At 62.0% G+C, this 24654-nt stretch carries 25 protein-coding genes; 12 read left to right on the forward strand and 13 right to left on the reverse strand.

Translation table 11 applies throughout. The features are described 5' to 3' along the window. Nucleotides 1-6: 6 nt before the first annotated feature. The 3 genes from ACVOLR_RS09440 to arsH form a co-directional block, all read right to left on the reverse strand. Nucleotides 7-1110, reverse strand: coding sequence for an MFS transporter (locus ACVOLR_RS09440; RefSeq protein WP_481536263.1), 1104 nt, complete (start codon nt 1108-1110; stop codon nt 7-9). 93 nt (nt 1111-1203) lie between these two features. Next, complete coding sequence (locus ACVOLR_RS09445; RefSeq protein ID WP_481536232.1) at nt 1204-1992, reverse strand: DeoR/GlpR family DNA-binding transcription regulator; 789 nt, start codon at nt 1990-1992, stop codon at nt 1204-1206. A 312-nt stretch (nt 1993-2304) separates the two neighbouring features. After that, nucleotides 2305-3051 carry an arsenical resistance protein ArsH gene (gene arsH, locus ACVOLR_RS09450; protein ID WP_481536233.1) on the reverse strand — a complete coding sequence of 249 codons (747 nt, stop codon included), beginning with the start codon at nt 3049-3051 and terminating at the stop codon, nt 2305-2307. Between the two features lie 17 nt (nt 3052-3068). Between arsH and ACVOLR_RS09455 the strand changes: the two genes are divergently transcribed. The 3 genes from ACVOLR_RS09455 to arsB are packed head-to-tail and all read left to right on the forward strand — an operon-like array spanning nt 3069 to nt 4994. After that, nucleotides 3069-3398, forward strand: a complete 330-nt coding sequence (locus ACVOLR_RS09455; protein ID WP_481536234.1) for an ArsR/SmtB family transcription factor — start codon at nt 3069-3071, stop codon at nt 3396-3398. 37 nt (nt 3399-3435) lie between these two features. Further along, nucleotides 3436-3948, forward strand: a complete 513-nt coding sequence (locus ACVOLR_RS09460; protein WP_481536235.1) for an arsenate reductase ArsC — start codon at nt 3436-3438, stop codon at nt 3946-3948. 17 nt (nt 3949-3965) lie between these two features. Further along, on the forward strand, nt 3966-4994 hold the full coding sequence (gene arsB, locus ACVOLR_RS09465) for an ACR3 family arsenite efflux transporter (RefSeq protein WP_481536264.1): 1029 nt from the start codon (nt 3966-3968) through the stop codon (nt 4992-4994). A 72-nt stretch (nt 4995-5066) separates the two neighbouring features. Here arsB and ACVOLR_RS09470 read toward each other — a convergent pair whose 3' ends face one another. After that, nucleotides 5067-6278: an MFS transporter gene (locus ACVOLR_RS09470; protein ID WP_481536236.1), complete on the reverse strand. Its 1212-nt coding sequence runs from the start codon at nt 6276-6278 to the stop codon at nt 5067-5069. Between the two features lie 72 nt (nt 6279-6350). On the opposite strand from ACVOLR_RS09470, the gene ACVOLR_RS09475 reads away from it, so the two are divergent. Next, nucleotides 6351-7151 (forward strand): AraC family transcriptional regulator, encoded by an 801-nt coding sequence (locus ACVOLR_RS09475; RefSeq protein ID WP_481536237.1) that lies wholly within the window; start codon nt 6351-6353, stop codon nt 7149-7151. 50 nt (nt 7152-7201) lie between these two features. On the opposite strand, the gene ACVOLR_RS09480 is transcribed toward ACVOLR_RS09475, so the two are convergent. Next, nucleotides 7202-7894 carry an alpha/beta hydrolase gene (locus ACVOLR_RS09480; RefSeq protein WP_481536238.1) on the reverse strand — a complete coding sequence of 231 codons (693 nt, stop codon included), beginning with the start codon at nt 7892-7894 and terminating at the stop codon, nt 7202-7204. A gap of 429 nt (nt 7895-8323) precedes the next feature. On the opposite strand from ACVOLR_RS09480, the gene ACVOLR_RS09485 reads away from it, so the two are divergent. Beyond that, the gene (locus ACVOLR_RS09485; RefSeq protein WP_481513213.1) at nt 8324-8686 is read left to right on the forward strand and encodes a roadblock/LC7 domain-containing protein; all 363 of its coding nucleotides are present in this window, start codon (nt 8324-8326) and stop codon (nt 8684-8686) included. Nucleotides 8687-8930: 244 nt separating this feature from the next. On the opposite strand, the gene ACVOLR_RS09490 is transcribed toward ACVOLR_RS09485, so the two are convergent. The 3 genes from ACVOLR_RS09490 to ACVOLR_RS09500 form a co-directional block, all read right to left on the reverse strand. After that, nucleotides 8931-10454 carry a serine hydrolase domain-containing protein gene (locus tag ACVOLR_RS09490; protein WP_481536239.1) on the reverse strand — a complete coding sequence of 508 codons (1524 nt, stop codon included), beginning with the start codon at nt 10452-10454 and terminating at the stop codon, nt 8931-8933. 74 nt (nt 10455-10528) lie between these two features. After that, nucleotides 10529-11341, reverse strand: coding sequence for a helix-turn-helix transcriptional regulator (locus ACVOLR_RS09495; RefSeq protein WP_481536240.1), 813 nt, complete (start codon nt 11339-11341; stop codon nt 10529-10531). Between the two features lie 135 nt (nt 11342-11476). Then, the gene (locus ACVOLR_RS09500; RefSeq protein ID WP_481536265.1) at nt 11477-12382 is read right to left on the reverse strand and encodes an alpha/beta hydrolase; all 906 of its coding nucleotides are present in this window, start codon (nt 12380-12382) and stop codon (nt 11477-11479) included. A 263-nt stretch (nt 12383-12645) separates the two neighbouring features. Here ACVOLR_RS09500 and ACVOLR_RS09505 point away from each other — a divergent pair, with 263 nt between their 5' ends. Then, the gene (locus ACVOLR_RS09505) at nt 12646-13047 is read left to right on the forward strand and encodes a helix-turn-helix domain-containing protein (RefSeq protein WP_481536241.1); all 402 of its coding nucleotides are present in this window, start codon (nt 12646-12648) and stop codon (nt 13045-13047) included. A 250-nt stretch (nt 13048-13297) separates the two neighbouring features. Next, entirely contained in the window at nt 13298-13705 is a 408-nt protein-coding gene (locus tag ACVOLR_RS09510; protein WP_481536242.1) for a helix-turn-helix domain-containing protein, read from the forward strand. 215 nt (nt 13706-13920) lie between these two features. On the opposite strand, the gene gpmA is transcribed toward ACVOLR_RS09510, so the two are convergent. Continuing rightward, nucleotides 13921-14670, reverse strand: a complete 750-nt coding sequence (gene gpmA / locus ACVOLR_RS09515; RefSeq protein WP_303749256.1) for a 2,3-diphosphoglycerate-dependent phosphoglycerate mutase — start codon at nt 14668-14670, stop codon at nt 13921-13923. A gap of 419 nt (nt 14671-15089) precedes the next feature. Here gpmA and ACVOLR_RS09520 point away from each other — a divergent pair, with 419 nt between their 5' ends. The 3 genes from ACVOLR_RS09520 (at nt 15090) to ACVOLR_RS09530 (ending at nt 17576) form a co-directional block, all read left to right on the forward strand. Further along, entirely contained in the window at nt 15090-15950 is an 861-nt protein-coding gene (locus tag ACVOLR_RS09520) for a pirin family protein (protein ID WP_481536243.1), read from the forward strand. A gap of 200 nt (nt 15951-16150) precedes the next feature. Continuing rightward, on the forward strand, nt 16151-16870 hold the full coding sequence (aqpZ, locus tag ACVOLR_RS09525; protein ID WP_481510554.1) for an aquaporin Z: 720 nt from the start codon (nt 16151-16153) through the stop codon (nt 16868-16870). Nucleotides 16871-17114: 244 nt separating this feature from the next. Further along, complete coding sequence (locus ACVOLR_RS09530; protein ID WP_481536244.1) at nt 17115-17576, forward strand: hypothetical protein; 462 nt, start codon at nt 17115-17117, stop codon at nt 17574-17576. 92 nt (nt 17577-17668) lie between these two features. Here ACVOLR_RS09530 and ACVOLR_RS09535 read toward each other — a convergent pair whose 3' ends face one another. Then, nucleotides 17669-18520, reverse strand: a complete 852-nt coding sequence (locus tag ACVOLR_RS09535) for a pirin family protein (protein ID WP_481536245.1) — start codon at nt 18518-18520, stop codon at nt 17669-17671. A 236-nt stretch (nt 18521-18756) separates the two neighbouring features. On the opposite strand from ACVOLR_RS09535, the gene ACVOLR_RS09540 reads away from it, so the two are divergent. Both ACVOLR_RS09540 and ACVOLR_RS09545 read left to right on the forward strand, forming a co-directional pair. Then, nucleotides 18757-20823, forward strand: coding sequence for a carbon starvation CstA family protein (locus tag ACVOLR_RS09540; protein ID WP_481517553.1), 2067 nt, complete (start codon nt 18757-18759; stop codon nt 20821-20823). Next, nucleotides 20823-21047, forward strand: coding sequence for a YbdD/YjiX family protein (locus ACVOLR_RS09545; protein ID WP_481536246.1), 225 nt, complete (start codon nt 20823-20825; stop codon nt 21045-21047). The genes ACVOLR_RS09540 and ACVOLR_RS09545 overlap by 1 nt, the downstream gene beginning before the upstream one ends. A 219-nt stretch (nt 21048-21266) precedes the next feature. Here ACVOLR_RS09545 and ACVOLR_RS09550 read toward each other — a convergent pair whose 3' ends face one another. The 3 genes from ACVOLR_RS09550 to ACVOLR_RS09560 all read right to left on the reverse strand — a co-directional run bounded on the left by ACVOLR_RS09550 (nt 21267) and on the right by ACVOLR_RS09560 (nt 24642). Beyond that, nucleotides 21267-22517: a DUF819 family protein gene (locus ACVOLR_RS09550; protein WP_481536247.1), complete on the reverse strand. Its 1251-nt coding sequence runs from the start codon at nt 22515-22517 to the stop codon at nt 21267-21269. Nucleotides 22518-22857: 340 nt separating this feature from the next. Next, nucleotides 22858-24108 (reverse strand): DUF819 family protein, encoded by a 1251-nt coding sequence (locus ACVOLR_RS09555; RefSeq protein ID WP_303749988.1) that lies wholly within the window; start codon nt 24106-24108, stop codon nt 22858-22860. Nucleotides 24109-24324: 216 nt separating this feature from the next. After that, nucleotides 24325-24642: an SHOCT domain-containing protein gene (locus ACVOLR_RS09560; RefSeq protein ID WP_481536248.1), complete on the reverse strand. Its 318-nt coding sequence runs from the start codon at nt 24640-24642 to the stop codon at nt 24325-24327. Nucleotides 24643-24654 lie beyond the last annotated feature (12 nt).

Here is a 24654-nt window from a genome sequence, read left to right on the forward strand (position 1 = left end):
GTGCCATCAGCGCACCCGCAACAGCGAACCAACCACCGCCACGCAGGCCAACGCCCCAGCTGCAATCAGGAACGCCGCCTGCAGCGACCATTGCTGGGCGATGAAGCCAATTGCTGCTGGGCCCAGCAGCACGCCCGCATAGCCCATCGTGGTGACTGCCGGAATGGCGACACTCTCGGGCATGCTGGTCTGGCGCCCGGCCAGACTGAACATCACCGGCACGATATTGGCGCAACCAATGCCGACCAATGCGTAGCCGAGCAGGGCCACACCGAAGCTGGGCACCAGCGTGGCCAGCACAAAGCCGCCGCAGGCCAACAAGCCACCGAGCAATACCGCAACACTAGCTCCGAGCCGGTTGACCAGCCCATCACCGAGCAGACGTGTAGCAGTCATTGCGATGTTGAACGCGACAAAGCCCCAGCCGGCATGGGTCAGCTCGACACCACGCACGTCATGCAGGAACACCGCGCTCCAATCCAGCATTGAGCCTTCGGCGAGAAAGCTGATGAAACACACTGCGCCAATCACGATCACCACGCCACGCGGCAATGCGAAGCTGGCTTCGCCCTGCTCCGCGCGCTCGCCCCGCCACCAACGCGATGACAGTGCGGTAATCGCCACAACGCCCGCAGCCACCACGAAAGTCGCCAGCAAAGCACCTGCGCCAATCGACAACAGCAGCGTTACCAGTGCCGCACCGGTCAAGGCACCAATGCTGTAGAAGGCGTGGAAGCCGGACATCATCGCGCGACCGGATTCACGCTCCACCACCACAGCCTGGATGTTCATCACGCAGTCCATTGCGCCAATGCCTGCGCCAAACACCAGCAATACAACGCCGATACTCAGCGGCGTGGATGCCACGGCCAACAGCGGCAACATCAGCACCATCATCACTACGGTTGCCAGCATCACCGGCCGGCAACCATGACGCGCAGCCAGCATGCCGGCCAGCGGCATCGACAGCAGCGAGCCCAGACCGAGACACAGCAACAACACACCAAGCATTGCGTCATCAAGGCCTGCGCGGGCCTTCGCAAAAGGCACCAACGGCGCCCAGCATGCAATCGCAAAACCGGGAACGAAGAAGGCTGCGCGCGTGGCCATCTGCTCGCTGCGTTGTAAAAGTACTGGATTGGTCACTTGTTGTTCCTGGATAGTGTTCTACTGCAGGTGCATGCGTGCGAAAACATCACTGAATCAAACTTTCGCGACAGCAACCCGATGCATACGCTGTGCAATAGGTGCGAACCGCTGCTGCATTTCCGCCGGGACACGGTCACTGATCAACAGTTGATCAACCTGCTCGATACCTGCAATACGAAAACTGCCACGTGCACCGATTTTTTCGTTGCTGGCGACAATCAGCGTCGTATCGCTGACCCGCAGCATTGCCTGCTTGAATGCGCACTCTTCGGCATTGATTCCCCATATGCCCGTTTCCGGATCGACCGCACAGACGCCGGGAATGCAGACATCGGCCTGCAACTGCGTCAACTGCTGCAATGCGATGGAACCAATGGCACCGCCACTGCGCGGATCAATCCGCCCGCCGATCATCACCACTTCGGCAGCCGGAGCACCGGCCAGTGCATCGGCAACTGCGGGCGAATTGGTAACCACGGTCAGCGCGGTGCCACGCAGGGCGCGGGCGATCTCGACATTGGTGGAGCCAGCATCCATCAGTACAACCTGCCCGGGCAGCAACAGCGATGCAGCCTGCACAGCCAAGGCACTGCGCTCTGGATCATTCCGCCCTACCCGCTCAGGCAGGGCGTCGAACTGCGGCGTAGGCAACAACGCCCCGCCATACACCCGCCGGCACAACCCTTTGGCTGCCATTTCGCGCAGATCGCGACGGATGGAGTCCTCGGAGACCGCGAACGCAGCCGCCAGATCATTGGCGACCACGCGACCGTGCTTGCGGAGCTGTTCGAGGATGCGCTGCTGGCGCTCCTGCGGGAGTGCATCGGGGTCCGAGGCGGTCATGTGATGGTTTTCTGCGTTGATGGGAATCTGGCTCGGCATCGGAAGCGCCGAGGGTCGCCGCTCCGGGCGTCCCGGCCCTGGATAACGAAATCATGCATCAACACAGTCAATCGTGCAACTTCGTGCAAAAGAAGGATGAGCAAGCATGCTCGGTCAGGCGCCTGCGCCCGCTGTGGCATTGACGCCTCAATCCGGGATGAGGTCACGACCGGGTGGCAATCAGTCGATTCTGAGGCGCTACAGCAAAAGATTTACCCCGCCTCAACCCTCCCTTTCGCGTTGCGAAAGGGAGGGGGCAGAAGCCACGGCAAGTTACAGTGTGCTTGCTTCAACCACACCCGCCGCACGCACCAACTGCTCGGCTTCAGCCGCGCCCTTGCGCTCGCTGTAACGGCTGACCAGATAGTCGCTGCGTCCGCGCACCATCAACGTGAACTTCACCAGCTCTTCCATCACATCGACCACGCGGTCGTAGTACGGCGAAGGCCGCATGCGCCCTTGCTCATCAAACTCTTGCCAGGCCTTGGCTACCGAGGACTGGTTTGGAATGGTGACCATGCGCATCCAGCGGCCCAGCACCCGCAAGCTATTGACCACGTTGAACGACTGCGAGCCCCCGCAAACCTGCATCACTGCCAGGGTTCTTCCCTGCGTTGGGCGCACACTGCCATCCTCCAACGGCAACCAGTCAATCTGGTTCTTGAACACCCCTGTCAGCGTGCCGTGCCGCTCCGGCGATACCCATACCTGCCCTTCCGACCACAGCGACAACGCGCGCAGCTCCTGCACTTTCGGGTGTTCCTTGCCGCAACTGTCGAGCAGGGGCAGATCGTGGGGATCGAACAGCCGGGTTTCTGCACCCAATTGCTGCAGCACGCGCTCGGCCTCCAACGCCAGCTTGCGGCTGAACGATTGCGGCCGAAGTGAGCCATACAACAACAGGATGCGCGGCCTATGGCTGCCCGATTCGGCCCCCAGAAATTCAGCACGGGGCTCGGGCAGCAATTCCAAGTCGATGTTGGGTAAAGGGTTGGGTGTTGCTTGATTGGCGATATTCATTCGATTATTCTAGAAATATGGAAATGAAACAGGCAATAGCCGCCCTCACCGCACTCGGCCACGCCACCCGCCTGGCCGCCTTCCGCCTGCTGGTCGAAGCCGGCCCACCGGGGCGCGTGGCCGGCGATATCGCCTACGCCCTCGCCGTGCCCAATGCGACGCTGTCCTTCCACCTCAAGGAACTGGTACACGCCGGGCTGGTACAGAGCGAGAGCATCGGCCGCAATGTCTGTTACCGGGCCAACTACCCGACCATGAATGCATTGATGGCTTACCTCAGCCACAACTGCTGTGCCGGCGCATCAGACGTCAACTGTGAAGTCACACCGGGCCAGCACTGCTGCTGAGCAACCGCCGAAATCACCTCGAAACCGAGACGCACCGATGACCTGCAACGTTCTCTTCCTGTGCACCGGCAACAGTGCACGCAGCGTGCTTGCCGAAGCCACCCTGCGCGCTTGGGGCGGCAATCGCTTCGCGGCCTTCAGCGCCGGTAGCCAGCCCACCGGCACAGTCAACCCGTTCGCAATCGGGCAACTCCAATCCGAGGGCATCGCCAGCGCCGGCCTGCGCAGCAAATCCTGGGATGAGTTCACCGCCGACGATGCACCACGCATGGACTTGGTCATCACGGTCTGTGATTCGGCCGCTGTCGAAACCTGCCCAGTGGTTTTTGGAGATTTTGTCCGCGCGCATTGGGGTCTGCCAGATCCGGCAGTGGTGGAAGGCAGCGATGATGCCAAGCGTGTGGCGTTCGCGCAGGCACATCGCGTCGTCAAAACGCGTCTACTGGCATTGCTCGCCCTGCCCGCTGCAGTGTGGAATGACCGCCAACAGCTCCAATCCGCGCTCGACGGCATAGGCCTGGTGCAACCCGTTGAGGTGCAAGTTCCGTGACTGAGCAGGCGCCGCGCATGGGCCTGTTCGAACGCTACCTGACCTTGTGGGTCGCGTTGTGCATCGTCTTGGGAACCGCACTTGGGCATCAGCTTCCGGACGCGTTTGCTCACCTCGGCGACTTGGAGATAGCCAAGGTCAATCTGCCGGTGGCCGTACTAATCTGGCTGATGATCATCCCGATGCTGCTGAAAGTGGATTTCGGCGCAATGCGCCAGGTCGGCCAGCACTGGCGCGGAATCGGCGTGACCTTGTTCATCAACTGGGCGGTGAAACCTTTCTCGATGGCGGTACTTGGTGGCCTGTTCCTGCGCCACGTGTTTGTCGAATGGCTGCCTACCTCCCAGATTGATTCGTATATGGCCGGTTTGATCCTGCTGGCAGCCGCGCCGTGCACGGCAATGGTGTTTGTATGGAGCAACCTGTGCAGGGGCGATGCCAATTTCACCCTGAGCCAGGTCGCCTTGAACGACGCGATCATGGTGCTGGCGTTTGCGCCTTTGGTGGCCTTGTTGCTCGGCATATCGGCAATCAGCGTGCCCTGGGCCACACTGTTGCTCTCGGTGACGCTGTACATCCTGCTGCCGGTGGTGCTTGCGGTGCTGCTGCGGCGCTGGCTGCTGCGTAGTGGCGGGCAAGCACGTCTGAATCATGTATTGGAACGGCTTGGACCGCTGTCGTTGACGGCATTGCTGGCAACGCTGGTGCTACTGTTTGGTTTCCAGGGTCGGCAGATCATTGAACAGCCACTGGTCATCGTCATCCTCGCCGTCCCCATCCTGCTGCAGGTCTATTTCAACTCCGGCTTGGCGTACCTGCTCAATCGCAGACTAGGTGTGGCCCATTGCGTTGCCGGTCCGTCCGCGTTGATCGGCGCAAGCAACTTCTTCGAGCTGGCCGTGGCCACTGCGGTCAGCCTGTTCGGCGTGCATTCCGGCGCGGCGTTGGCGACGGTGGTTGGCGTACTTATCGAAGTGCCGGTGATGTTGTCGGTGGTGTACCTCGTCAACCGCAGCCGCCACTGGTACGAAGCCAAGCCCAGATAGACATCCAAGCGTGCATCACTTCAAATGCAAAACGCCCGGCCAGCGCCGGGCGTTTTGCATTTGTCAGGCGCCTCAACGTGCGCGCGGGTTTGGCAGGAACGCCGCGACGATACCCAGCAATGGCAGGAACGAGATCACTTTGTAGACCCAGATAATGCTGGTGTGGTCAGCCAGCACGCCCAGCACCGCCGCACCCAACCCGCCCATGCCAAACGCAAAACCGAAGAACAGGCCGGAGACCGTGCCGATGCGGCTGGGCATCAGTTCCTGCGCATACACCAGGATTGCCGAGAATGCGGACGACAACACAAAGCCGATGACCATCGTCAGGATCATGGTCCACTGCAGGTCGGCGTAAGGCAGTATCAGGGCGAACGGCGCTACACCCAGGATCGATGCCCAGATCACCGGCTTGCGGCCGATGCGGTCACCCAAGGGTCCGCCGATCAAGGTGCCGGCCGCCGATGCGGCGAGGAAGCCGAACAGGTGCAGCTGTGCACTCTGCACCGAGACATGGAATTTCTGGATCAGATAGAAGGTGTAGTAGCTGCTCAAACCAGCGATGTAGAAGTACTTGCTGAAGATCAGCACCAACAGGATGCCGATCACCCAGGCCACGGTCTTCGGCGGCAACAGATTGGCTGGCTTGGCCGCCACCTTGGGCTGCGCGGCCACGGCAAGCAGATGCTGCTGGTACCAGCGGCTCACGTAAGTCAGCAGGCCGATGCCCAGCAACGCGGCGCAGGCGAACCAGGCCACACTGCGCTGCCCGTTTGGCACGATCACCGCCGCTGCCAGCAACGGACCAATCGCAGTACCGGCATTACCGCCCAGCTGGAACACCGATTGCGACAGGCCATGGCGACCGCCAGAGGCCAGTCGCGCGATGCGCGAAGATTCCGGATGAAAGATCGCCGAGCCGATACCGACCAGCATCGCCGCCACCAACACCGTTGCGAAGTTGGGTGCGAACGCCAACAGCAACAAACCACACAAGGTGGACACCATGCCCATCGGCAGCGAATACGGTGCCGGCCGCTTGTCGGTACGCAGGCCGATCAAGGGCTGGAACAACGACGCGGTGAGCTGGTAGGTCAGCGTGATCAAGCCGACCTGGGCGAAACTCAGGTGGAACTGACCCTTGAAGATCGGATACAGCGCCAGGATCAGCGACTGCATCATGTCGTTGACCAGATGCGAACTACTGATCGCAGCAAGCACACCTACCGCGACCGGGCGACGTTGTGAGGCAGGAGCTGCAACCGTTGAAGCAGGAGATGACATGGTGTGACCGCGTAGTGGGGGCGGACGCGCATGGTAGAGTCGCCATCCACGTCCATCCTGCGCGATATGGTCATGCATCCTTTAGAAAAGGACATTCCACCTGTCCGAAAAGGCCGCCGCCAGCCGCTCCCGGTCGGCCCGGAAACAGTGGTGTACTGCAAGGCCCGCGACTACCCCACCACTACCTTGATTCCGCTGCACCACCATCCGGATCGGCACCAACTGGTCTACGCGGAAACCGGAGTATTGGTCGTCAATGCAGGCATGGGCCGCTGGGTGGTGCCAAGCACGCGCGCAATCTGGATGCCGGCCGGCATCGGCCATCAAGTGCATTGCATCGGCCTGGTGCAGATGCGCAGCCTGTACATCACCCCGGAGGCAATGCCAGACGCGCCGGAGACACCGTCGGCAGTGTCCATCACCCCTTTGCTGGCATCGCTGATCCACGCTGCGGTCGAAATACCGGCGCGTTATGCCGAAAACTCGCGTGATGGCCGGCTGATGCGGCTGATCCTGGACGAAGTACAGACCCTGCCGGTATTGCCGCTACACCTGCCCGAGCCGCGCGATGCCCGACTGCGGCAGATTGGCAGGCAATTGCAGCGACACCCCGACGATGCATCCACCCTGCAGGACTGGGCGACCCGCCTGCAGGTGGACGTTAAAACCATCCAGCGCCTGTGCGCGCGCGAACTGGGCATGACCTTCGGCCAATGGCGTCAGCAGGCACGTCTGCTGCGTGCATTGGAACGCCTGGCGGTTGGCGAGAAGGTCATCGATGTTGCATTGGCGCTGGGCTATGAAAGCCCCAGTGCCTTCGCCACCATGTTCAAACGCCGCTTCGGGCTGACGCCGAGCCAGTTCTTCCGCTGACGCCGCATGCAAACCGCTGCGGCTAACTGGCCCTCCTTCGTGCGTCGTTCTCAACCCGCTGTAGCCGTTGCCGCCTCATCAATCAAGGCTGCCACTTCCGCCGGATGCGATGCCAACGAGGCATGTCCTGCATCCAGGGTTATCACCTTGCGCGCGTTGAGGCGGGCGGACATCGCCTTCTGGTTCTCAGGCGCGATCATCCGGTCCTGGCTGGATATCTGGTACCAGCTGGGCTTGTGCCGCCAGGCCGGGTCGCTGATGTTGTCACCGAAAGTGCTGGCTAACGGCGCCTTCTGCGTCACGCCCATGACGAACCCCTCCTCCTCGGGCAGGTCCTGGCAGAAGCTTTCATGGAATTTATCTGGCTTGAGCCACAGGTAGCCATCGCTGTCTGGCGCCAGATTCGGCGCCGCGACCGGAAGATGCTGCTGGGTGATGCCACCCGGGCTTTCACCTGCATCCGGGGCGAAGGCAGCAATGAAAACCAGCGCACTTACGTTGGGCAGGTTGCCGGCCTGGCTGATTACCGCGCCGCCGTAGGAGTGCCCGGCCAGAACCACCGGCCCGTCGATCTGCGCCACCATCTTGCGGGTGCGCTCGGCATCATCGGCCAGCGATGTAAGTGGGTTCTCAACCGCACGGATGTCCTGGTAACCCAGACGTCTCAGCTCCAGTATCACCCGCGCCCAATGCGCCGCCCCGCCCCAGAAACCATGCACCAGAACCACTGCCGGCTTGCCCATGACATGTACTCCCGTTGATTGAAATAGTCAGTGACGGAGAAACGACCTCAGCGCGTTGTCTGCGATTGGCAATCACCCTGAGCCGCCATTCTGCGACTCGACCGTAAATCGGCGGTGACGGTTTCATTGCCGGATTCCACCGAAGACGACTGATCCCAATTCAGCGAGACCCCCGTGCAGGCAGTACTACTGGCGGGCATAGCAGTCCGACACCCCAACCTCCGCAGGTGCATCCATCGTGTGCTCTGCAAGCCATCACGGCACACATCGAAGAACCAGCGATCCAGTCATGGAATGGATCGTCTCCGGCCACATACCTGCCCTGCTCGCAAACGCTCAATGGATTTCGCTATGCTGCGCGGCCGCCCGCCCGGGATGGACCTGCGCGGGCTTTGCTTTTGTAGAAACCTTTACTTCATTGGATTGAAAATGGCTGCAAACGTAAAACTTGATGCTTTGAGCGAAATTGCTGGCTTCATCGGTGCAGCACTGGTGGACAGCGACAGCGGCATGGCGCTGGGAACCCTGGGTGGCGGCGCCATCAACATGGAAGTTGCCGCCGCCGGCAACGCCGACGTAGTGCGCGCCAAGCGCCGCGTGGCGAATTCGCTAGGCCTGAGCGACGTGGTGGAGGACATCCTGCTGACCCTGTCCAAGCAGTACCACCTGATTCGCCCGTTGGACGGCAGCAAGGACCTGTTCCTGTATGTCGTGCTCGACCGCACCCACGCCAATTTGGCGATGGCGCGGCACGAACTGAAGTCCTTCGAGAAGACCCTGGATTTCAAGTAAGCCGCAACGGATCACGTTACTGCACGAAAGCCCGGCGTAACGCCGGGCTTTTGCGTTGTGCAGGGACACATCTTTGACAGAGGCGGCGAGGCTTTTGTAGGAGCGGCGTAAGCCGCGAAGCAGGTAGATCGTCAGGCTCCACAAACACCTGCAACTGCAGCAATGTCAGCTTCGCGGCTCACGCCGCTCCCACAAACAATTGCGCGTCCATTGCACCCGAACCTCTGAATCAACCCGTGCCGTTCTACCGGGAACGCACACGCACATAACGCTGCCCATCAAACTCAAACCCCAGCAACTCACCCTGGACATCTCGCTGGAACTGCATGGACTCAGCCTCGTCCAAAGGCCCATCCTGCGCCGCGAACAGGTCCGGCGCAGCGGGTTTCAGCTTGCGATTTAGTGCGCCCACCTGAAGTTGCATTCCTTCGCCGCCCACGATCACCTGCGCAGTGACCGGCAACGCTACTCCACGAAAATCACCGGCATAAAGCGCGTTCGAATCCGGCCGCCACTGCCAACCCTGCCAACGCGGATCGTCATGCTGTTTCGCTTGCCGCGCTCGCATGCCTGCAAGCTGGTCGGCCACACGCTGCGGGTAGGCCTTCTGGCGGATCTGCGCCCACGATGCGGCCTCGGGATGGTCAACCAAATATTGGAAAAACTGCACCACGGTGCGCGAGGTCAGCCAACCGGTGGCATTGTCCGAGTTGGAGAACACCCCGATACCCACGCCCAGATCCGGTGAGAACGCCATCATGCTGCGCGCACCGGTATAGCTGCCGCCGTGGATGTAGAGCGTGCGGCCCTCGAAGTCACATACATTCCAACCGAAGGCATAGCCATTGCACGGCAGCTCATAGGCGTTGCGAGCCTTGGGGTCGACCTGCGCGCCGATGCGATGTGCGGCCTGCAGGGTACCTGCGCTCAATTGCGGAGACAGCGGTGCACCCAACTGCAAACGCAACCAACGGCCCATGTCGCGCGGCGAGGTCATCATGCCGCCAGCCGAATGCATCAAGGCATCGGGCTTGGGCGGCACCAGCCGCCAACGCTTCTCGGCTCCAAGCCACTGGTGATTGAAGGCCAGCTGCGCTGGATCGAAGCTTGAGGTATTGGTTGCGGTTTCGTGCAACTGCAGCGGGGTGAACAATGTTTGCTGCAACCACTCCTGCCACGACTTACCGGTGTGTTGTTGCAGGATCGCCGCGTAGATGTTGTAGCCCAGATTGTCGTAGTCGAAGCCGTCGGCGCGCTTGCTTGCGAACTGCTGCAGCAATTGCGGATACAGGGCCGGATCGGGACTGCCGATATAGGCCTCCAGCGTAGTGATCGCATCCGCGCTCAAGGGCACGCGGTGATTGAGCAGGTCTGCCAGCGTCCAGGCAGCAGGATCGACGCCGTCGGGCAGGCGCAGCTGCGGCCACTGATCAGCCAGGGTACTGCCCAGCCGCAGCACGCCTTGCTGATCCAGCACCTGCGCCAGCAGCCCCATGTACGACTTGGTCTGCGATGCGATGTACATCGGAGTTTGCATGGTCAGCGGTGCATTGGTACTTGCGTTGCGCTGGCCCCGTGTATAGCCCAGCAACTGCTGATCACGGTCGACGATCACCACAGCGTAGCCAGGCCCCAGCTCCGGAATGCCATCCAGAAATACCGCCAGCTCCCGTGCCGCCTGTTGCGGCGAGGCCGCCGCAGCCGTTGTCACGCCGCCCAGCCAGACGGGCACCAGCAATAACAGGGACAGGATGTTGCGCAGATGCATGATGCGGCTCCGTAGCTGACAACCGCCACGATGCACCAGGGCATCACCCGGGGTCTTGAACGGATTGAACCTGCTCACGTCTGCAACAGCGCGCGCAGGCGCGCCGGGGTCAGCCCGCTGTGCGTGCGGGCAATCCGGCTGAAATGGGATTGGTCGGCAAAGCCGGCCTGCTGCGCCACATCAACCAAATCCTGGCCCTTGGCCAGCAGCGGCAAGGCACGCTGCAACTGCGCGCGCGCCCGGAACACCGAGGGTGCGCAGCCCATCCAGCGCGCGAATGCCCGCGCCAGATACACCGGATGCACGCCAAGCCGGCCGGCCAGTTCGGTCAGCGGCGCGTTTTCTTCCTGCAGACGCTGGCAACACAAGGCCAACCAACGCGGCGGTGTGCCGCTCGGGCGTTCGTCGCTGGCAGCCATCCCGGCCAGCAATTCCCACAGCCGCCCATCAACGTCGGTAGCGGCCAGCTCCCCCGCAAACAACGCCGAAAGAAGTCCCCGTCCCTGCAACAGCAACGGCTGCGGCGCATGCCCACGCCATTGCCAGGCATGGCCGATGCCCAGGTTCTCGTACAGATCGAACGTGGCGGGCAGATCGATACCCAGCATCAGCGCACCGGCCGGGCCGTAGTCATTGGCATGTGCCACTCCCGCCTGCTTCACTCCCAGCGCTGGCACGGCCAGCCGCTCCTCGCCCTGCGCGGTCTGCTCGGCCAAGGTGCCTAGCAGCAGCAACGAAAGTTGGTGGCAATCGTGCGCATGTCGCTGCATGCGTTCACCGGGCGCGTACCAGCTGACCCGCGCGGCCAGGCGCTCGCCGCAGAAGACCCGGCGCCGGTTTGGGTCCTGCGCTGCATCTATCCGATGTGTGGCTGGCGGCAAGGACATGGCGTAGCGCGGGCGGCAAGGGTTGAACCAAGTCTAGCCACGCCGCACTGCGGCGCACCTGCCGTTGGTCGTGGTGCCGCATGCAGGGACCGGCGGCTGTCCGCGCACCGGTCCCAACCCTGTCGATTGATTGACTCAGCTCTTGGGCGCGGCCAGCAGGTACTTCAAACCGTGCATGAAGCCACGCGGTGCAACGCTGAGATGGTCCTCGTCATTGAGCACGTCCAGCTTCAGCTCCAATGCCTGGCCACCTCGGGCACCCAGCAGGCCGACCATGCGCTGCGCATCGACCACCATGTCGACATCGCCTCCGTGTTGCACCGCTTCGTACTCGCCCACGTACATATAGGCACGCACCGGCAGCTCAGCCGGCTTGCCTGCTGCAGCCAGGCGACGCTCCATCTCGTGCTTGTCGAACCAGTACGACGGGCTGCCGAGGATGTAACCGCTGAACAGCTGCGGGCGTTCCAGCAACACCTGCGTACCCAGCAAGGAACCGTAGGAATGGCCGAGGAACATGCGCCGGCCCTCGTCACTGCGGTAGCGCTTGGCCACGAATGGCAGTACCTGCGTTTCCAGATAGCTGATGTAGTCCCCGGCACCACCGTGTACGGCATCAGCCGGCGAGCCACTTGGGCCATTGGTGGTGGGCGTGTAGTCGCGCCGGCGGCTCTGCATGCCGCCCTCGCCCTTGGCATAGGACAGACCGACCAGAATGAAGTCCTCGATCTTGCGGCCTTCGACATTCAATCGGCGCGCCATCTGCCAGACCAGCGGGAAGGCATAGTCGGCGTCGGTGACGTACAGCACCGGATAGCGCTTGTCCGGGTTGTCCGCGTAGCCCGCTGGCAAGGCCACGAACACCTGGTAGTTGCGGCCACTGACTGGATCAGGCACTTCCCAGACTTCGCTGCCAAGCACTTCGTAAGGATTGCCTTCACCGCGCTGCGCGTTTGCCACTGCAGGCTGTGCAGCTGCCGTTTGCGCTGAGGCTTTGGGCGCCGCCTCTGGAGCACCACTGCAGGCGCTCAACGCCACCATTGCCACTACCGACATCATCCATTTGCTCAAGCAGACACTCCAGTCATCGTGATCAGTTCCCGATAATGGCATGGCACAGCCCCCAATCAGAAGACTGCCTATCCCAATTGCATGCGCACTGTGGGGTAGCTCAGCCGCCACCTTGGAAGTACGCAAGCCTTTGATTCCTTTAGGGCGACACACCGGTGTCGACTTGCTGTCGTGTTGTCGAACGCAGTTGCCCGGCAACCTGCCAGCTCGACTAACATCGGCAGGAGTGCAGCATGGAAGATGAAACAGTGAAGATCGACGGAAAGCGGATCAGGCAACTGCGCGAATCACGCGGCTGGTCGCAGGAACATCTGGCCAGCATCTGCGGTTTGAGCGCGCGCACGGTGCAACGGCTGGAAACCGAAGGCAATGCTTCGCTTGAGTCGCGCATGGCGGTTGCTGCAGCGCTGGAGGTTACCGCGGAGGATCTTCTCGACACTGGCCAATCCATCGCCAGCCAGGCCCCCAGCACCGCGGCCATTAGTCCCGCTGACCGGATGAAAATCGGCCTGTGGATCGCCAGCCTGGTCCTGGTGGCAATCATGTTCCAGCTGGTCGTCGGGCTCAGCTTGGGCAAACAGGCTGCCGAACGCGATAACCGGGTATGCCAAGCCGATCCGGCCTGCCGTCGCTGACCCGCCTGCTTCGCTGGGTGCAGAGCAATCATGCTGATTGAATGCATCGACGCTACCTGAAGCATGTACACCCACCGAAAAAACTCGGTGATGCAGTCCGCAAGCGCACAACGGCATTACGGGACCGTCCCAGAAAGAGCGCAAACCATTGATTCAACAGGCTTGGAACCGCACTGTCGGCTTGCTGTCGTGTTGCCAAATCGGCTCCACGACAAGCTGCCAGCTCGGCTAACATCGTCAGGAACGTGGCATGGAAGATGAAACAGTGAAGATCGACGGAAAGCGGATCAGGCAACTGCGCGAAGTCCGCGGCTGGTCGCAGGAACACCTGGCCAGCATCTGCGGCCTGAGCCCGCGCACGGTGCAACGGCTGGAGGCCGAAGGCAACGCCTCGCTTGAGTCGCGGATGGCGGTTGCGGCGGCGCTGGAGGTTGCGGTGGAGGATCTGCTGCATGCCGAACTTGTCGAGGGTGCCGCTATCGAGAACAGGCCTCTGGTTATCGCACCAACGGCTCCAGGAATACGGCCCGAGAACCTGGTGTTTGGCTTAGCCCTGCTGGTGATGGCGATCTTGTATGGCGCCTACAACATCGGCAAGGATATGGCGCTGCGCGACAACGCGCTCTGTGATGCAAAACCGGCCCAGTGCCAACGCTGAGGCTGGCTGCACGCTGATTGTTTCTTGTGGGAGCGGCGTCAGCCGCGAAGCAGAGACATCACCAGATGCCATCGGTGCTTGGGACTTCAGCCATGCCAGCTTCGCGGCTGACGCCGCTCCCACAAATACAAAGACCGATGCCAGCTTGCTGACATCGGTCTTTGGTTGATTCCTTGCTTAAGCAGGCAACACCGGTGCCGCCTGCAGCTGATCGCTTACTTGGCCTTGCCCTGGTTGGCTACGGCCTCAGCAGCCTTCTTGGCTGCTTCCGGGTCGCCCAGGTAACGGAACGACTTGACGGTGAGGTCGTCGTTCAATTCGAACAGCAACGGGATGCCGGTCGGGATATTGAGCTCAAGGATGGCTTCCTTGCTCACGTTGTTGAGGTACTTGTACAGCGCGCGCAGCGAGTTGCCGTGGGCGGTGACCAGCACGGTCTTGCCTTCCTTCAGCTGCGGGGCGATGGCGTCGTGCCAATACGGCAACACACGATCCAGCGTGGTCGCCAGCGACTCGGTGGCCGGCAGCGCATTGCGGTCCAAGCCGGCGTAACGACGGTCGTGGATCGGGTGGCCCGGATCGGCCAGGTCCATCGGCGGCGGCGGGATGTCATAGGAGCGACGCCATACCTTGACCTGCTCCTCGCCATGCTTGGCGGCGGTCTCGGCCTTGTCCAGGCCCTGCAGCCCACCGTAGTGACGCTCGTTCAAACGCCAGGACTTGTTGACCGGCAGCCAATCCTGACCCAGTTCAGCCAGTGCCCCTTGCAAGGTGTGGATGGCGCGCTTGAGCACCGAGGTATGGGCTACATCGAATTGCAGGCCCTCTTCCTTCATCAGCCGACCGGCGGTAGCGGCCTCCTGGCGGCCCTGCTCGGTGAGGTCCACGTCCACCCAGCCGGTGAAGCGGTTATCGAGGTTCCACTGGCTCTGGCCATGGCGCAACAGCACGAGTTTGCGGGTCACTGCGGAGGTCTCCGGATGGGGAAGTAAGACCGCGATTGTAGCCCTTCAGGTCAGCTTCCGTTCCTTGTCTGGGGCCTGAGTATGGAAGCCATGTAGTTGCAGGGGAGACTGGTTTTGTTTGCTTGGTGCTTGAGCATGAGCAAGGCAAGGGCTCACCCCTCCCCAGCCCTCCCCAGCCCTCCCCTTGCCTTTGGCAAAGGGAGGGCGAAGCAGCAGCCCTGCGCGCAACCTGGGCTTTGGCCCCCTCCCTTTCACGCAGCGAAGGGGAGGGCTGGGGAGGGGTAACGCTTTCAGCCGCCAGCTTCCAGCTCGCCCACCCTCTCCACCAAAACAACAATCCATTCCCCGCACGGCAACCCCTTCTTCGCCCGTGCCATGCCATCCTGCCCCCACATTCAAACACCCCGGAGCAGCCAGCCATGACCACCATCATCAGCCCGCGCGTCCACGACCTTGGCGGCTTCCAGGTCCGCCGTGCGGTCCCCTCGCTGCAGGCGCGCAGCGTTGGCTCATTCGTGTTCGTGGACCATATGGGTCCGGCCATCTTCAGTCCCGGCCAGGGCATCGACGTGCGCCCGCATCCGCATATCGGCCTGGCCACGGTTACCTTCCTGTGGGCCGGGCAGATCGGCCACCGCGACACGCTGGGCTCGGAGCAGATCATCCGCCCCGGCGACGTCAACTGGATGACCGCCGGCCGCGGCATCGCCCACTCCGAACGTAGCCCCGGTGAGGCACGTGAACACGCGCAGGCCCTGCACGGCATGCAGACCTGGGTGGCCCTACCCAAGAGTCACGAAGAAACCGATCCCGGCTTCTTCCATTTCTCTGCGGACCAATTGCCACAACAGCACCGCGACGGCGCCTGGCTGCGGGTGATCGCCGGCCGCGCCTATGGTGAAGAATCACCGGTCAAGGTGTTTGCCGACACCTTGAACGTCGCCATCGACCTGGAGCCTGGCGCCGAGATCGACCTCGACAACTCCCACGTAGAGCGCGCGCTCTACATCCTTGAGGGCGACGCCCAGTTGGATGGAGTGGACGTACCTACCCAGCACCTGATCATTCCCGAGCCCGGCGACCGCAGCCGTCTGCGCGCCAAGACTCCCCTCAAGGCCATGCTGATGGGCGGCGAACCGCTGGATGGCCCGCGCCACCTGTGGTGGAACTTCGTCTCCAGCTCCAAGGAGCGCATCGAGCAGGCCAAGGACGATTGGCAGAATGGTCGCTTCGGCACGATTCCCGGCGATGACAAGGAGTTCATCCCCCTACCCGGCTGAGCCCACTTTCCTCGTCATGGCACGGGCGGAATTCCCATAGCCGCCCATGGCTTGCTGTAGCTGACAACCCGCAAATCGCGCATAGGCCTAAAGCACTACAGTTGCGCGGGCAAAATAGTTAGCGAATTTGTTACTCACTTCACCCTCTTCTCCGTTATTTTCCCCACACCCGTACCGGGGAAAACATAGGGAACATCATCATGAGCATGGGAAAGCGTTTGGCTGCCGAGTTCCTCGGCACCTTCTGGTTGGTCTTGGGCGGCTGCGGCAGCGCGGTATTGGCAGCGAAGTTCGGCGGTGACGCCAATCCGCTGGGTATTGGTTTTGTTGGTGTCGCCTTGGCCTTCGGTCTGACCGTGCTGACCGGTGCCTATGCGTTCGGCCATATCTCCGGCGCGCACTTCAACCCGGCGGTGAGCATCGGCCTGTGGGCTGGCGGGCGCTTCCCGGCCAAGGACCTGCTGCCGTATATCGTTGCGCAGGTACTGGGCGGCATCGTTGCGGCCTTCATCCTGCTGCAGATCGCCAAAGGCAATGCCAGCTTCCTGATCGATGGCAGCCAGGCCGGCGCCTTCGCCAGCAATGGCTACGGCGCACTGTCGCCGGGCGGCTACACCGTCGCGGCTGCATTCCTGTGCGAAGTGGTGCTGACCGCGGTGTTCCTGGTCGTGATCATGGGCGCTACTCATGGCCGTGCCCCGGCCGGCTTCGCGCCGATCGCCATTGGCTTGGCCCTGACCCTGATCCACCTGATCAGCATCCCGGTCACCAACACCTCGGTGAACCCGGCCCGCTCTACCGCTGTGGCCCTGTTTGCCGGCCCCGGCGCGATCAGCCAGCTGTGGCTGTTCTGGGTGGCACCGATCCTGGGTGCGGCTATTGGCGGCCTGGCCTATAAGTGGATTGGCAGCGACAAGTAAGTCACCACATTGGTTTCAAGTGTTATCAGTTAGTCCGAACGGCCCCCTTGCGGGGCCGTTCTCTTTGGCAGAAAGGACACTTTGCAAGTGACGGGGTTTTTGTAATACCGTCGCAACTTGGCTGGCGCGCATGGGGATGCACGTACACAGGGAGGGATACCACCCACCAGCCAGTACTGCCTTCAGAACCATCCACACGTTTTTCGTCGCGCCGCAGGGCCGATGTTCCATGGGGGAATGCGAAGTGAAGACTGTCCGTATTTTTTTGAGCGCACTTGCGCTCGCTGCCTGCGCCAACGCTTCCGCCCAGCAGGCCGTGCAATGTCCATCGCTGCCTGCCAGTAGCGGCCTGCATTGGGAGCAACAGACCCAAAGCGATTTCATCGTCTGCAAAGCCACCACCGAAGACGGCCGAGCGGTCCTCAACATGATGTTGAGCGGGCGTGATCCGGGCCTGTCCTTGAACCGTCCCTTGCGCGCGGAAAAGGGCGCGTTCGGTGGCACCGAGATGCATTGGTACAAACTGGACATGGGCGGCCGTGACCTGCCCGGCCTGGAGTCGCGCCGCATCAGCGTGGTCAAGCTGGACAAGAACCGCTACGCGCAGATCTGGATCGACGCAGCCGACAACGCCGAGCTGGGCACACTGCAGACCCTGACCCAGACTTTGAACCTCAATCCGTCCGCATTGGCTGGCAGCAACTGAGCCACGACGGATACCGATCCGTTGCAGACAGGCCAATGATGAAGACCCGTTGATGCCGGTCCCGTCGCATTGCGCACGGGACCGGCCATCGTTCAGAAGCGGCCTTCCTGGTAGTCAACGAAGGCCTGCATCAACTCCTCACGGGTATTCATTACGAATGGCCCGTGCCGTGCCACCGGTTCGCGCAGCGGGCGCCCTGCCACCACGATCAGTCGCGCACCCTCGGCACCGGCACGCATATGCAGCATGCTGCCGCCCCCCAACACCGCCAGCTGCTGCAGCTCAACCGCGCGTGCACCCTCACCCTCACCCAGCGACGCATCGCCCTCGAACACATAGGCGAAGGCGTTGTGGCCTTCAGGCAAGCCGTAACTCCAGGCGGTGCCCGCGCTCAGCCTTATGTCCATATACACCGGGTCGGTGGCCGGCTGCTGGATCGGCCCGGTGACCGAACCCACGGTACCGGCGATTACTTTCACGCTGACACCTTCAGCCGGTGCCAGCTGCGGAATGCGCTCGGGCGCGAACTCCTGATAGCGCGGCTCGCTCATCTTGTCGCGCGCCGGCAGATTCACCCACAGCTGGAAGCCGCGCATGCGACCGGATTCCTGCTCGGGCATTTCCGAGTGGACCAGGCCGCGCCCGGCTGTCATCCATTGGACACTGCCAGGGGTAAGCAAACCCTCGTTGCCGTGGTTGTCCTTGTGCCGCATGCGCCCATCAAGCATGTAGGTCACCGTCTCGAAACCCCGGTGTGGGTGGTCGGGGAAACCGGCGAGGTAATCCTCGGCCCGGTCCGTGCCGAACTCGTCCAGCATCAGGAACGGGTCCAGCTCCGGCAACGATTGCGTACCGATGACCCGGGTCAGGCGTACACCGGCGCCATCGGAGGTGGGCATGCCGCGGATAGTGCGCACCACCCGGGCGGAATCTTGACTAGTCATCAGGAAGCTCCTTGAACGTGCAGCAGACAATGGCCCTCGCCAACCGCCAAACCAATCGCCACCGCTGCAACCATTTGTTCCAGCCAGCCTACCGCTCAAGCACAACCCGCCCCCGCAGTCATGTTCGATAAGACACGGACCTAAGACCAAAGTCGCATCCGCTTCAGCTGCCATGCACATTGACCCCCGACCTGCATGGGTAGACCCTTGCAGGCATTCCCCTGCGAGGCGACTCGATGAAAGGTTTTTCAAAAGCCGGATGGGCATTACTGTCCCTGATAGGCGCGTTCTGTCTAGGCGTCGTGGCGCTACGCCGCGGCGAACACATCAATGCCCTCTGGATCGTGGTGGCAGCGGTATCGCTGTACCTGGTCGCGTTCCGCTACTACGGCCTGTTCATCGCCAACAAGGTGCTGGGGGTTGATCCCACCCGCGCCACGCCAGCGATCATCAACAACGATGGCCTGGACTACGTGCCCACCAACAAGCACGTGTTGTTTGGCCACCACTTCGCCGCCATCGCCGGCGCCGGCCCCTTGGTTGGTCCGGTACTCGCCGCACAGATGGGCTACCTGCCCGGCACGCTCTGGCTGATTGCCGGTGTGGTGCTTGCCGGTGCGGTGCAGGATTTCATGATCCTGTTCATCTCCAGCCGCCGTAACGGTCGCTCGCTGGGCGATCTGGTGCGCGAGGAAATGGGCCAGGTGCCCGGCACCATCGCGCTGTTCGGCGTCTTCATGATCATGATCATCATCCTCGCGGTGCTGGCGATGATCGTGGTGAAGGCATTGGAGGGCAGCCCCTGGGGCATGTTCACGGTGATCGCGACAATGCCGATCGCCATGTTCATGGGCGTGTACATGCGTTACATCCGCCCCGGCAAGATCGGTGAAATCTCGATCGCAGGCCTGTTCCTGCTGATCGCAGCGATCTGGTACGGCGGCAAGGTTGCCGCTGATCCGGTGCTGGGCCCGATGTTCACCTTCACCGGCATCCAGATCACCTGGATGCTGATCGGCTACGGCTTCGTCGCGGCGGTGCTGCCGGTATGGCTGCTGCTGGCCCCGCGCGATTACCTGTCCACCTTCCTCAAGATCGGCACGATTGTCGGCTTGGCGATCGGCATCCTGATCGTGATGCCGGAGCTGAAGATGCCGGCGCTGACCCAGTTCACCGACGGCACTGGCCCGGTGTGGAAGGGCAGCATGTTCCCGTTCCTGTTCATCACCATTGCCTGTGGCGCGGTATCGGGCTTCCATGCGCTGATCAGCTCGGGCACCACGCCCAAGCTGCTGGCCAATGAAGGCCACATTGCCTACATCGGTTACGGCGGCATGCTGATGGAATCGTTCGTGGCAATCATGGCCATGGTCGCCGCCTCGATCATCGAGCCGGGCATCTACTTCGCCATGAACAGTCCCGCCGCGATCATCGGCACCGACGTGGTGCACGCTGCGCAGGTGGTCACCAACTGGGGCTTTGCGATCACCCCGGACCAGCTCACCGCAACCGCGGCAGAGATCGGTGAGAGCACCATCCTCTCGCGTGCCGGTGGCGCGCCGACCTTGGCCGTGGGTATCGCCCAGATCCTGCACGCGGTGCTGCCGGGCGAAGGCATGATGGCGTTCTGGTACCACTTCGCCATCCTGTTCGAAGCACTGTTCATCCTGACCGCAGTCGATGCCGGCACCCGTTCGGGCCGCTTCATGCTGCAGGACCTGCTCGGCAACTTCGTACCGGCCCTGCGCCGCACCGACTCGTGGGTGGCCAGCTTCATCGCCACCGGTGGCTGCGTCGCACTGTGGGGTTACTTCCTGTACCAGGGTGTGACTGATCCGCTGGGCGGCATCAACATGTTGTGGCCGCTGTTCGGCATCGCCAACCAGATGCTGGCCGGCGTGGCACTGCTGCTGTGCACCGTGGTGCTGTTCAAGATGAAGAAGGACAAATACGCCTGGGTGCCGTTGGTCCCGGCCATCTGGCTGCTGATCTGCACCACCGCAGCCGGCTTCATCAAGATCTTCTCCGACGTACCGGCAGTGGGCTTCCTTGCCCAGGCGCACAAGTACCGTGACGCCATTGCCGCCGGCGAGTTGCTGGCACCTTCCAAGAACTTCGACCAGATGCATCAGGTGATGGTGAACAACTACATCAACACCGGCCTGACCGCGCTGTTCCTGTTCGTGGTGTTCGCAGTGCTGGTGTATTCGATCAAGACCATCGCCGCTGCACGCCGCTCGTCGGTGCGCACCGACAAGGAAACGCCTTACGTGGCGCTGAAGCCGCACGAGGTTGATCTGTAATGGGCACCGAGCTGGTCCCCGTTGGCCAGTACCAGACGTTCCGCCGCACTTGGCGGCGTCTGGTACAGACCGCGCGGCTTTGCTGTGGCGTGCCGGACTACGACAACTATGTCCGGCACATGCGCGAGAAGCATCCAGACCGTGATGTCATGGATTACAAAACCTTCTTCCGCGAACGACAGGAAGCCCGCTTCGGCGGCAGCAGCGGCTTCCGCTGCTGCTGAAGCAGCGGAGACAAGCAACGAAAAAAGGCGGCGCCATTGGCGCCGCCTTTTTTCTACCTGTAGTGCCGCGCCATGCTCGGCAGAGGCCTTACCGATAACCCGGTTTGTAGCAGCGGCGTAAGCCGCGAAGCCGACCAATCATGCCATTGCAATGACAGCGTGACCTGAGGCAACACCGGCTTCGCGGCTCATGCCGCTCCCACAACACAAACCAAATCCTCAGGCGCCAGCCATCCACTTCAGCATCAAGCCGGTCATATAGGCGATCACTGTGCCGGTGGCATAACCCACCGTACCCAACAGCACACCCACTGGCGCCAAGGTCGGGTGGAATGCCGCAGCCACCACCGGTGCCGATGCCGCAGCGCCGATATTGCCCTGCGAACCAATCGCAAAGAAGAACAGCGGCGTACGCAGCATCCGCCCAACCACATACAACAGGCCGATATGCACGCCCATCCAGATCACGCCGAGCAGGAACAGCCACGGGCGGTCAGCCAATGACAGCAGGTCCATCTGCATGCCGATGCAGGCAATCAGGAAGTACAGGAACAAGGTGCCGATCTTCGATGCACCCGCCGCCTCAAGATTTCGTGCACGGGTAAAGCTCAACAGCAGGCCGGCAACGGTGGAGATCATCACCACCCACACAAATGATGAGTTCAATGAGGCCTTGCTGGCCCAGCTGACGTTCTCGCCAAACCAGTTGGCCAGCGGGACAGCCAATGCATGTGCAAGACCCACAACACCCAGGCCAACACCGACGATCACCATCAAGTCGGTCAAGCTTGGATTCCGCGCACTCTTGGCCTCGTATTCGGCAATGCGCTGTTTCATGTCATCAATGGCAGAGGTATCCGCACCATTTTTTGCATCGATGATCTGCGAGCGCCCAGCCATCCACAGCAGCATCGCCATCCACAGGCTGGCGCAAGCCACGTCCACCACGGCGAACTGACCAAACGTGGTTGCATCGACATTGAAGGTCTCGCGCATGGCGGCCATGTTGGCGCCGCCACCAATCCAGCTGCCAGCCAATGCGGCCATACCAGCCCAGGTGTCACCGGCCACGGTTTCCGGATGAATGAACTTCATCACCTGGAACGACACCGCCGCACCCAGCACGATGCCTACAGTGCCGGTGACGAACATCACCAGCAGCTTGGGACCGAGCCGGGCGATGCCTTTCAGGTCGATGGAAAGCGTAAGCAGGACCAACGCGGCCGGCAGCAACACATCGCGTGCGATCGGGTTGTAGAGCTTGGTGCTGTGGCCGTCGATCAGGCCCGTGGTGTTGTAGATGGCGGGTATGAAGTAGCACAGCAGCAGCGCCGGCACCCAGGTGAAGATCTTCTTCCAGAACGGGGTTGGGCCGCTGGCCAACCAGAAGATCAGGGCCAATGTTGCAGCGATCAGGCCGAGGCCGACGATGTCATTGGTGATGAGGGCAGTATTGGGCTCGGTCGGCATAAGGCCTGTTCCTGTCGATCGAAGAAAAAAAAACGCCACGTTGGTGACGTGGCGTCGGAGGGTGGAGCCTAGCATGGTGGCGGATGTTGGTCTTGCTTAGCGAAAGCAGCGCTACGCGCTCCCCTCTCCCCAACCCCTCTCCCGCAAGGGGGGAGGGGCTCAGTGCGCCCCGAGCGCTAGCAATATGTGCAACTGCAGCTGCGAAGCCTCTCTCCCCCTGCGGGGTGAAAGAAGCAGCTTGCGAACCACCGGTTCGCGGCTCCTTGAACGCCCTTGCGCCAGCGCAGGGGGTGGGGCCCGGAGCGAGGGTTGGGGAGAGGCGCGCAACCCGCGCCGTTTCTCACCCAGCCCCAGCCATCGCCCTCAAGGTAATTCCAACCACATAAGCCGCGCCGGTACCCACCGCATAACCCAAGGTACCCAGCAACACACCTACCGGCGCCAAGGCCGGGTGGAAGGCCGTAGCCAACACCGGCGCCGAGGCCGGGCCACCGATATTGCTCTGCGATGCAATGGCGAAATAGAAGAACGGCACCTTCAGCAGTTTGCCGACCAACCACAACAGCACGATGTGCACGCCAATCCACAGCACGCCCAGCGCGAACAGCCACGGCTTCTCCAGCAGCGCCAACAGATCCATCTGCATGCCGATGCAGGCGATCAGGAAGTACAGGAACATCGAGCCCCACTTCGACGCGCCTACGCCTTCCAGCTCGCGCGCGCGCGTGAAACTCAGGCCCAGGCCGATGAAGGTCGCCAGCATCACTACCCACACGAAGGGCTTGTCCAAGCTGACCGAGCCAGACCAGCTCACGTTTTCTGCAAACCAGCCAGACAGCGGTGCGGCCAGGCCATGCGAAAGCGCGACCACACCGAAGGCCACGCCTGCCATCACCATCAAATCGCCCAGCGCCGGAATGCGCGCATGCTGCGCCTGATAACTGGCCACACGATCACGCAGATCATCCAGCGCGCGCGTATCGGCACCACTGCGCTTGTCCATGGCCGGCGCACGCGAGGCGAAGAAGATCAGTACTGCCATCCACACATAGCCGACACCAACATCCACCACCGCGAACTGTCCGAAGGTGGTGGCATCGACTTCGAAGATTTCCTTCATCGCCAGCATGTTGGCGCCGCCGCCGATCCAGCTGCCAGCCAGCGCCGCCATGCCGCCCCATGTTGCGCCGGCCACGGTTTCCGGGTGCAGCCAGGCCATTATCTGGAAGGCGACCACTGCCCCGAGCATGATGCTCAGCACTGCAGCCACATACATCGCCAGCATCTTCCAGCCAAGGCCGAGGATGCCTTTCAGGTCGATGGACAGCGTCAACAACACCAGCGCGGCAGGCAGGAACACGTCGCGCGCGATCGGGTTGTAGAGCTTGGTGGTTTCGCCATCGATCAGGCCGACCGTGTTGTACACACCGGGAATGAAGTAGCACAGCAGCAACGCTGGCACGAAGCTGTAGAACTTTTTCAGCAGCGGATTGCTGCTGCCCGATGTCCAGAAAATAACGCCCAAGGTGGCGGCGATCAGGCCGAACACGATGATGTCATTGCTGATGAGTGCGCCTGTTGCGGCTGCCATCATCGTCTATCCCCTTGATTACCTGGTGTGGGCAAACCCCCGCCCTTGAAGAAAACCTGCAGCCACACCTCGTCAAGAACGGAGGACAGGGATAGCGCAGGACGAAGCAACAACGGCGAGTCCTTCGCCCCTCCCGGCCATGCCAGCCCGGCAGAACAACAACATTCCCAACCCGTGCCCGGGAGTCAACGCCCAGACAGTCAACAAATACCGGCGCTAGATGCTGCTCACAATGGCATTGCGCTGCCGCTGATACTCCGCCTCGCTGAGCAGGCCTTTGGCGCGGAGTTCATCCAGTTGCTCCAGGCGCTGCTGCGCATTTCCCGCGCGTCCCGGCTTACCTGCCGCGCGCATACACAACCAGACAACCAAGGCGATGCCGCCCGCAAAAAACACGAAACCGACCAACAGAACAAGTAGATGCCAGATGCTGAACATTCCCATCGACCCCGCCCTCCATGACAGCGAAGATGAGAATGTAGCGCGGCGCAGGACATGAATCGCGGCGCCGGCCAAAAAGAAAAGGCGCGCCAACGGCGCGCCTTT

This window comes from Stenotrophomonas sp. STEN030 (assembly GCF_056759995.1).

Excerpts from the sequence above, each read along its gene's own strand:
- ACVOLR_RS09475 (WP_481536237.1), top strand. The coding sequence starts at position 6,351 with ATGCATCCTTTAGAAAAGGACATTCCACCTGTCCGAAAAGGCCGCCGC.
- ACVOLR_RS09505 (WP_481536241.1), top strand. The coding sequence starts at position 12,646 with ATGGAAGATGAAACAGTGAAGATCGACGGAAAGCGGATCAGGCAACTG.
- ACVOLR_RS09550 (WP_481536247.1), bottom strand. The coding sequence starts at position 22,517 with ATGCCGACCGAGCCCAATACTGCCCTCATCACCAATGACATCGTCGGC.
- ACVOLR_RS09460 (WP_481536235.1), top strand. The coding sequence starts at position 3,436 with ATGACCTGCAACGTTCTCTTCCTGTGCACCGGCAACAGTGCACGCAGC.
- ACVOLR_RS09470 (WP_481536236.1), bottom strand. The coding sequence starts at position 6,278 with ATGTCATCTCCTGCTTCAACGGTTGCAGCTCCTGCCTCACAACGTCGC.
- ACVOLR_RS09490 (WP_481536239.1), bottom strand. The coding sequence starts at position 10,454 with ATGCATCTGCGCAACATCCTGTCCCTGTTATTGCTGGTGCCCGTCTGG.
- ACVOLR_RS09500 (WP_481536265.1), bottom strand. The coding sequence starts at position 12,382 with ATGGTGGCGTTGAGCGCCTGCAGTGGTGCTCCAGAGGCGGCGCCCAAA.
- aqpZ (WP_481510554.1), top strand. The coding sequence starts at position 16,151 with ATGAGCATGGGAAAGCGTTTGGCTGCCGAGTTCCTCGGCACCTTCTGG.
- ACVOLR_RS09495 (WP_481536240.1), bottom strand. The coding sequence starts at position 11,341 with ATGTCCTTGCCGCCAGCCACACATCGGATAGATGCAGCGCAGGACCCA.
- ACVOLR_RS09510 (WP_481536242.1), top strand. The coding sequence starts at position 13,298 with ATGGAAGATGAAACAGTGAAGATCGACGGAAAGCGGATCAGGCAACTG.
- ACVOLR_RS09540 (WP_481517553.1), top strand. The coding sequence starts at position 18,757 with ATGAAAGGTTTTTCAAAAGCCGGATGGGCATTACTGTCCCTGATAGGC.
- ACVOLR_RS09485 (WP_481513213.1), top strand. The coding sequence starts at position 8,324 with ATGGCTGCAAACGTAAAACTTGATGCTTTGAGCGAAATTGCTGGCTTC.
- ACVOLR_RS09535 (WP_481536245.1), bottom strand. The coding sequence starts at position 18,520 with ATGACTAGTCAAGATTCCGCCCGGGTGGTGCGCACTATCCGCGGCATG.
- arsH (WP_481536233.1), bottom strand. The coding sequence starts at position 3,051 with ATGAATATCGCCAATCAAGCAACACCCAACCCTTTACCCAACATCGAC.
- ACVOLR_RS09455 (WP_481536234.1), top strand. The coding sequence starts at position 3,069 with ATGGAAATGAAACAGGCAATAGCCGCCCTCACCGCACTCGGCCACGCC.
- ACVOLR_RS09520 (WP_481536243.1), top strand. The coding sequence starts at position 15,090 with ATGACCACCATCATCAGCCCGCGCGTCCACGACCTTGGCGGCTTCCAG.
- ACVOLR_RS09445 (WP_481536232.1), bottom strand. The coding sequence starts at position 1,992 with ATGACCGCCTCGGACCCCGATGCACTCCCGCAGGAGCGCCAGCAGCGC.
- arsB (WP_481536264.1), top strand. The coding sequence starts at position 3,966 with ATGGGCCTGTTCGAACGCTACCTGACCTTGTGGGTCGCGTTGTGCATC.
- ACVOLR_RS09555 (WP_303749988.1), bottom strand. The coding sequence starts at position 24,108 with ATGGCAGCCGCAACAGGCGCACTCATCAGCAATGACATCATCGTGTTC.
- ACVOLR_RS09545 (WP_481536246.1), top strand. The coding sequence starts at position 20,823 with ATGGGCACCGAGCTGGTCCCCGTTGGCCAGTACCAGACGTTCCGCCGC.
- ACVOLR_RS09480 (WP_481536238.1), bottom strand. The coding sequence starts at position 7,894 with ATGGGCAAGCCGGCAGTGGTTCTGGTGCATGGTTTCTGGGGCGGGGCG.
- ACVOLR_RS09440 (WP_481536263.1), bottom strand. The coding sequence starts at position 1,110 with ATGGCCACGCGCGCAGCCTTCTTCGTTCCCGGTTTTGCGATTGCATGC.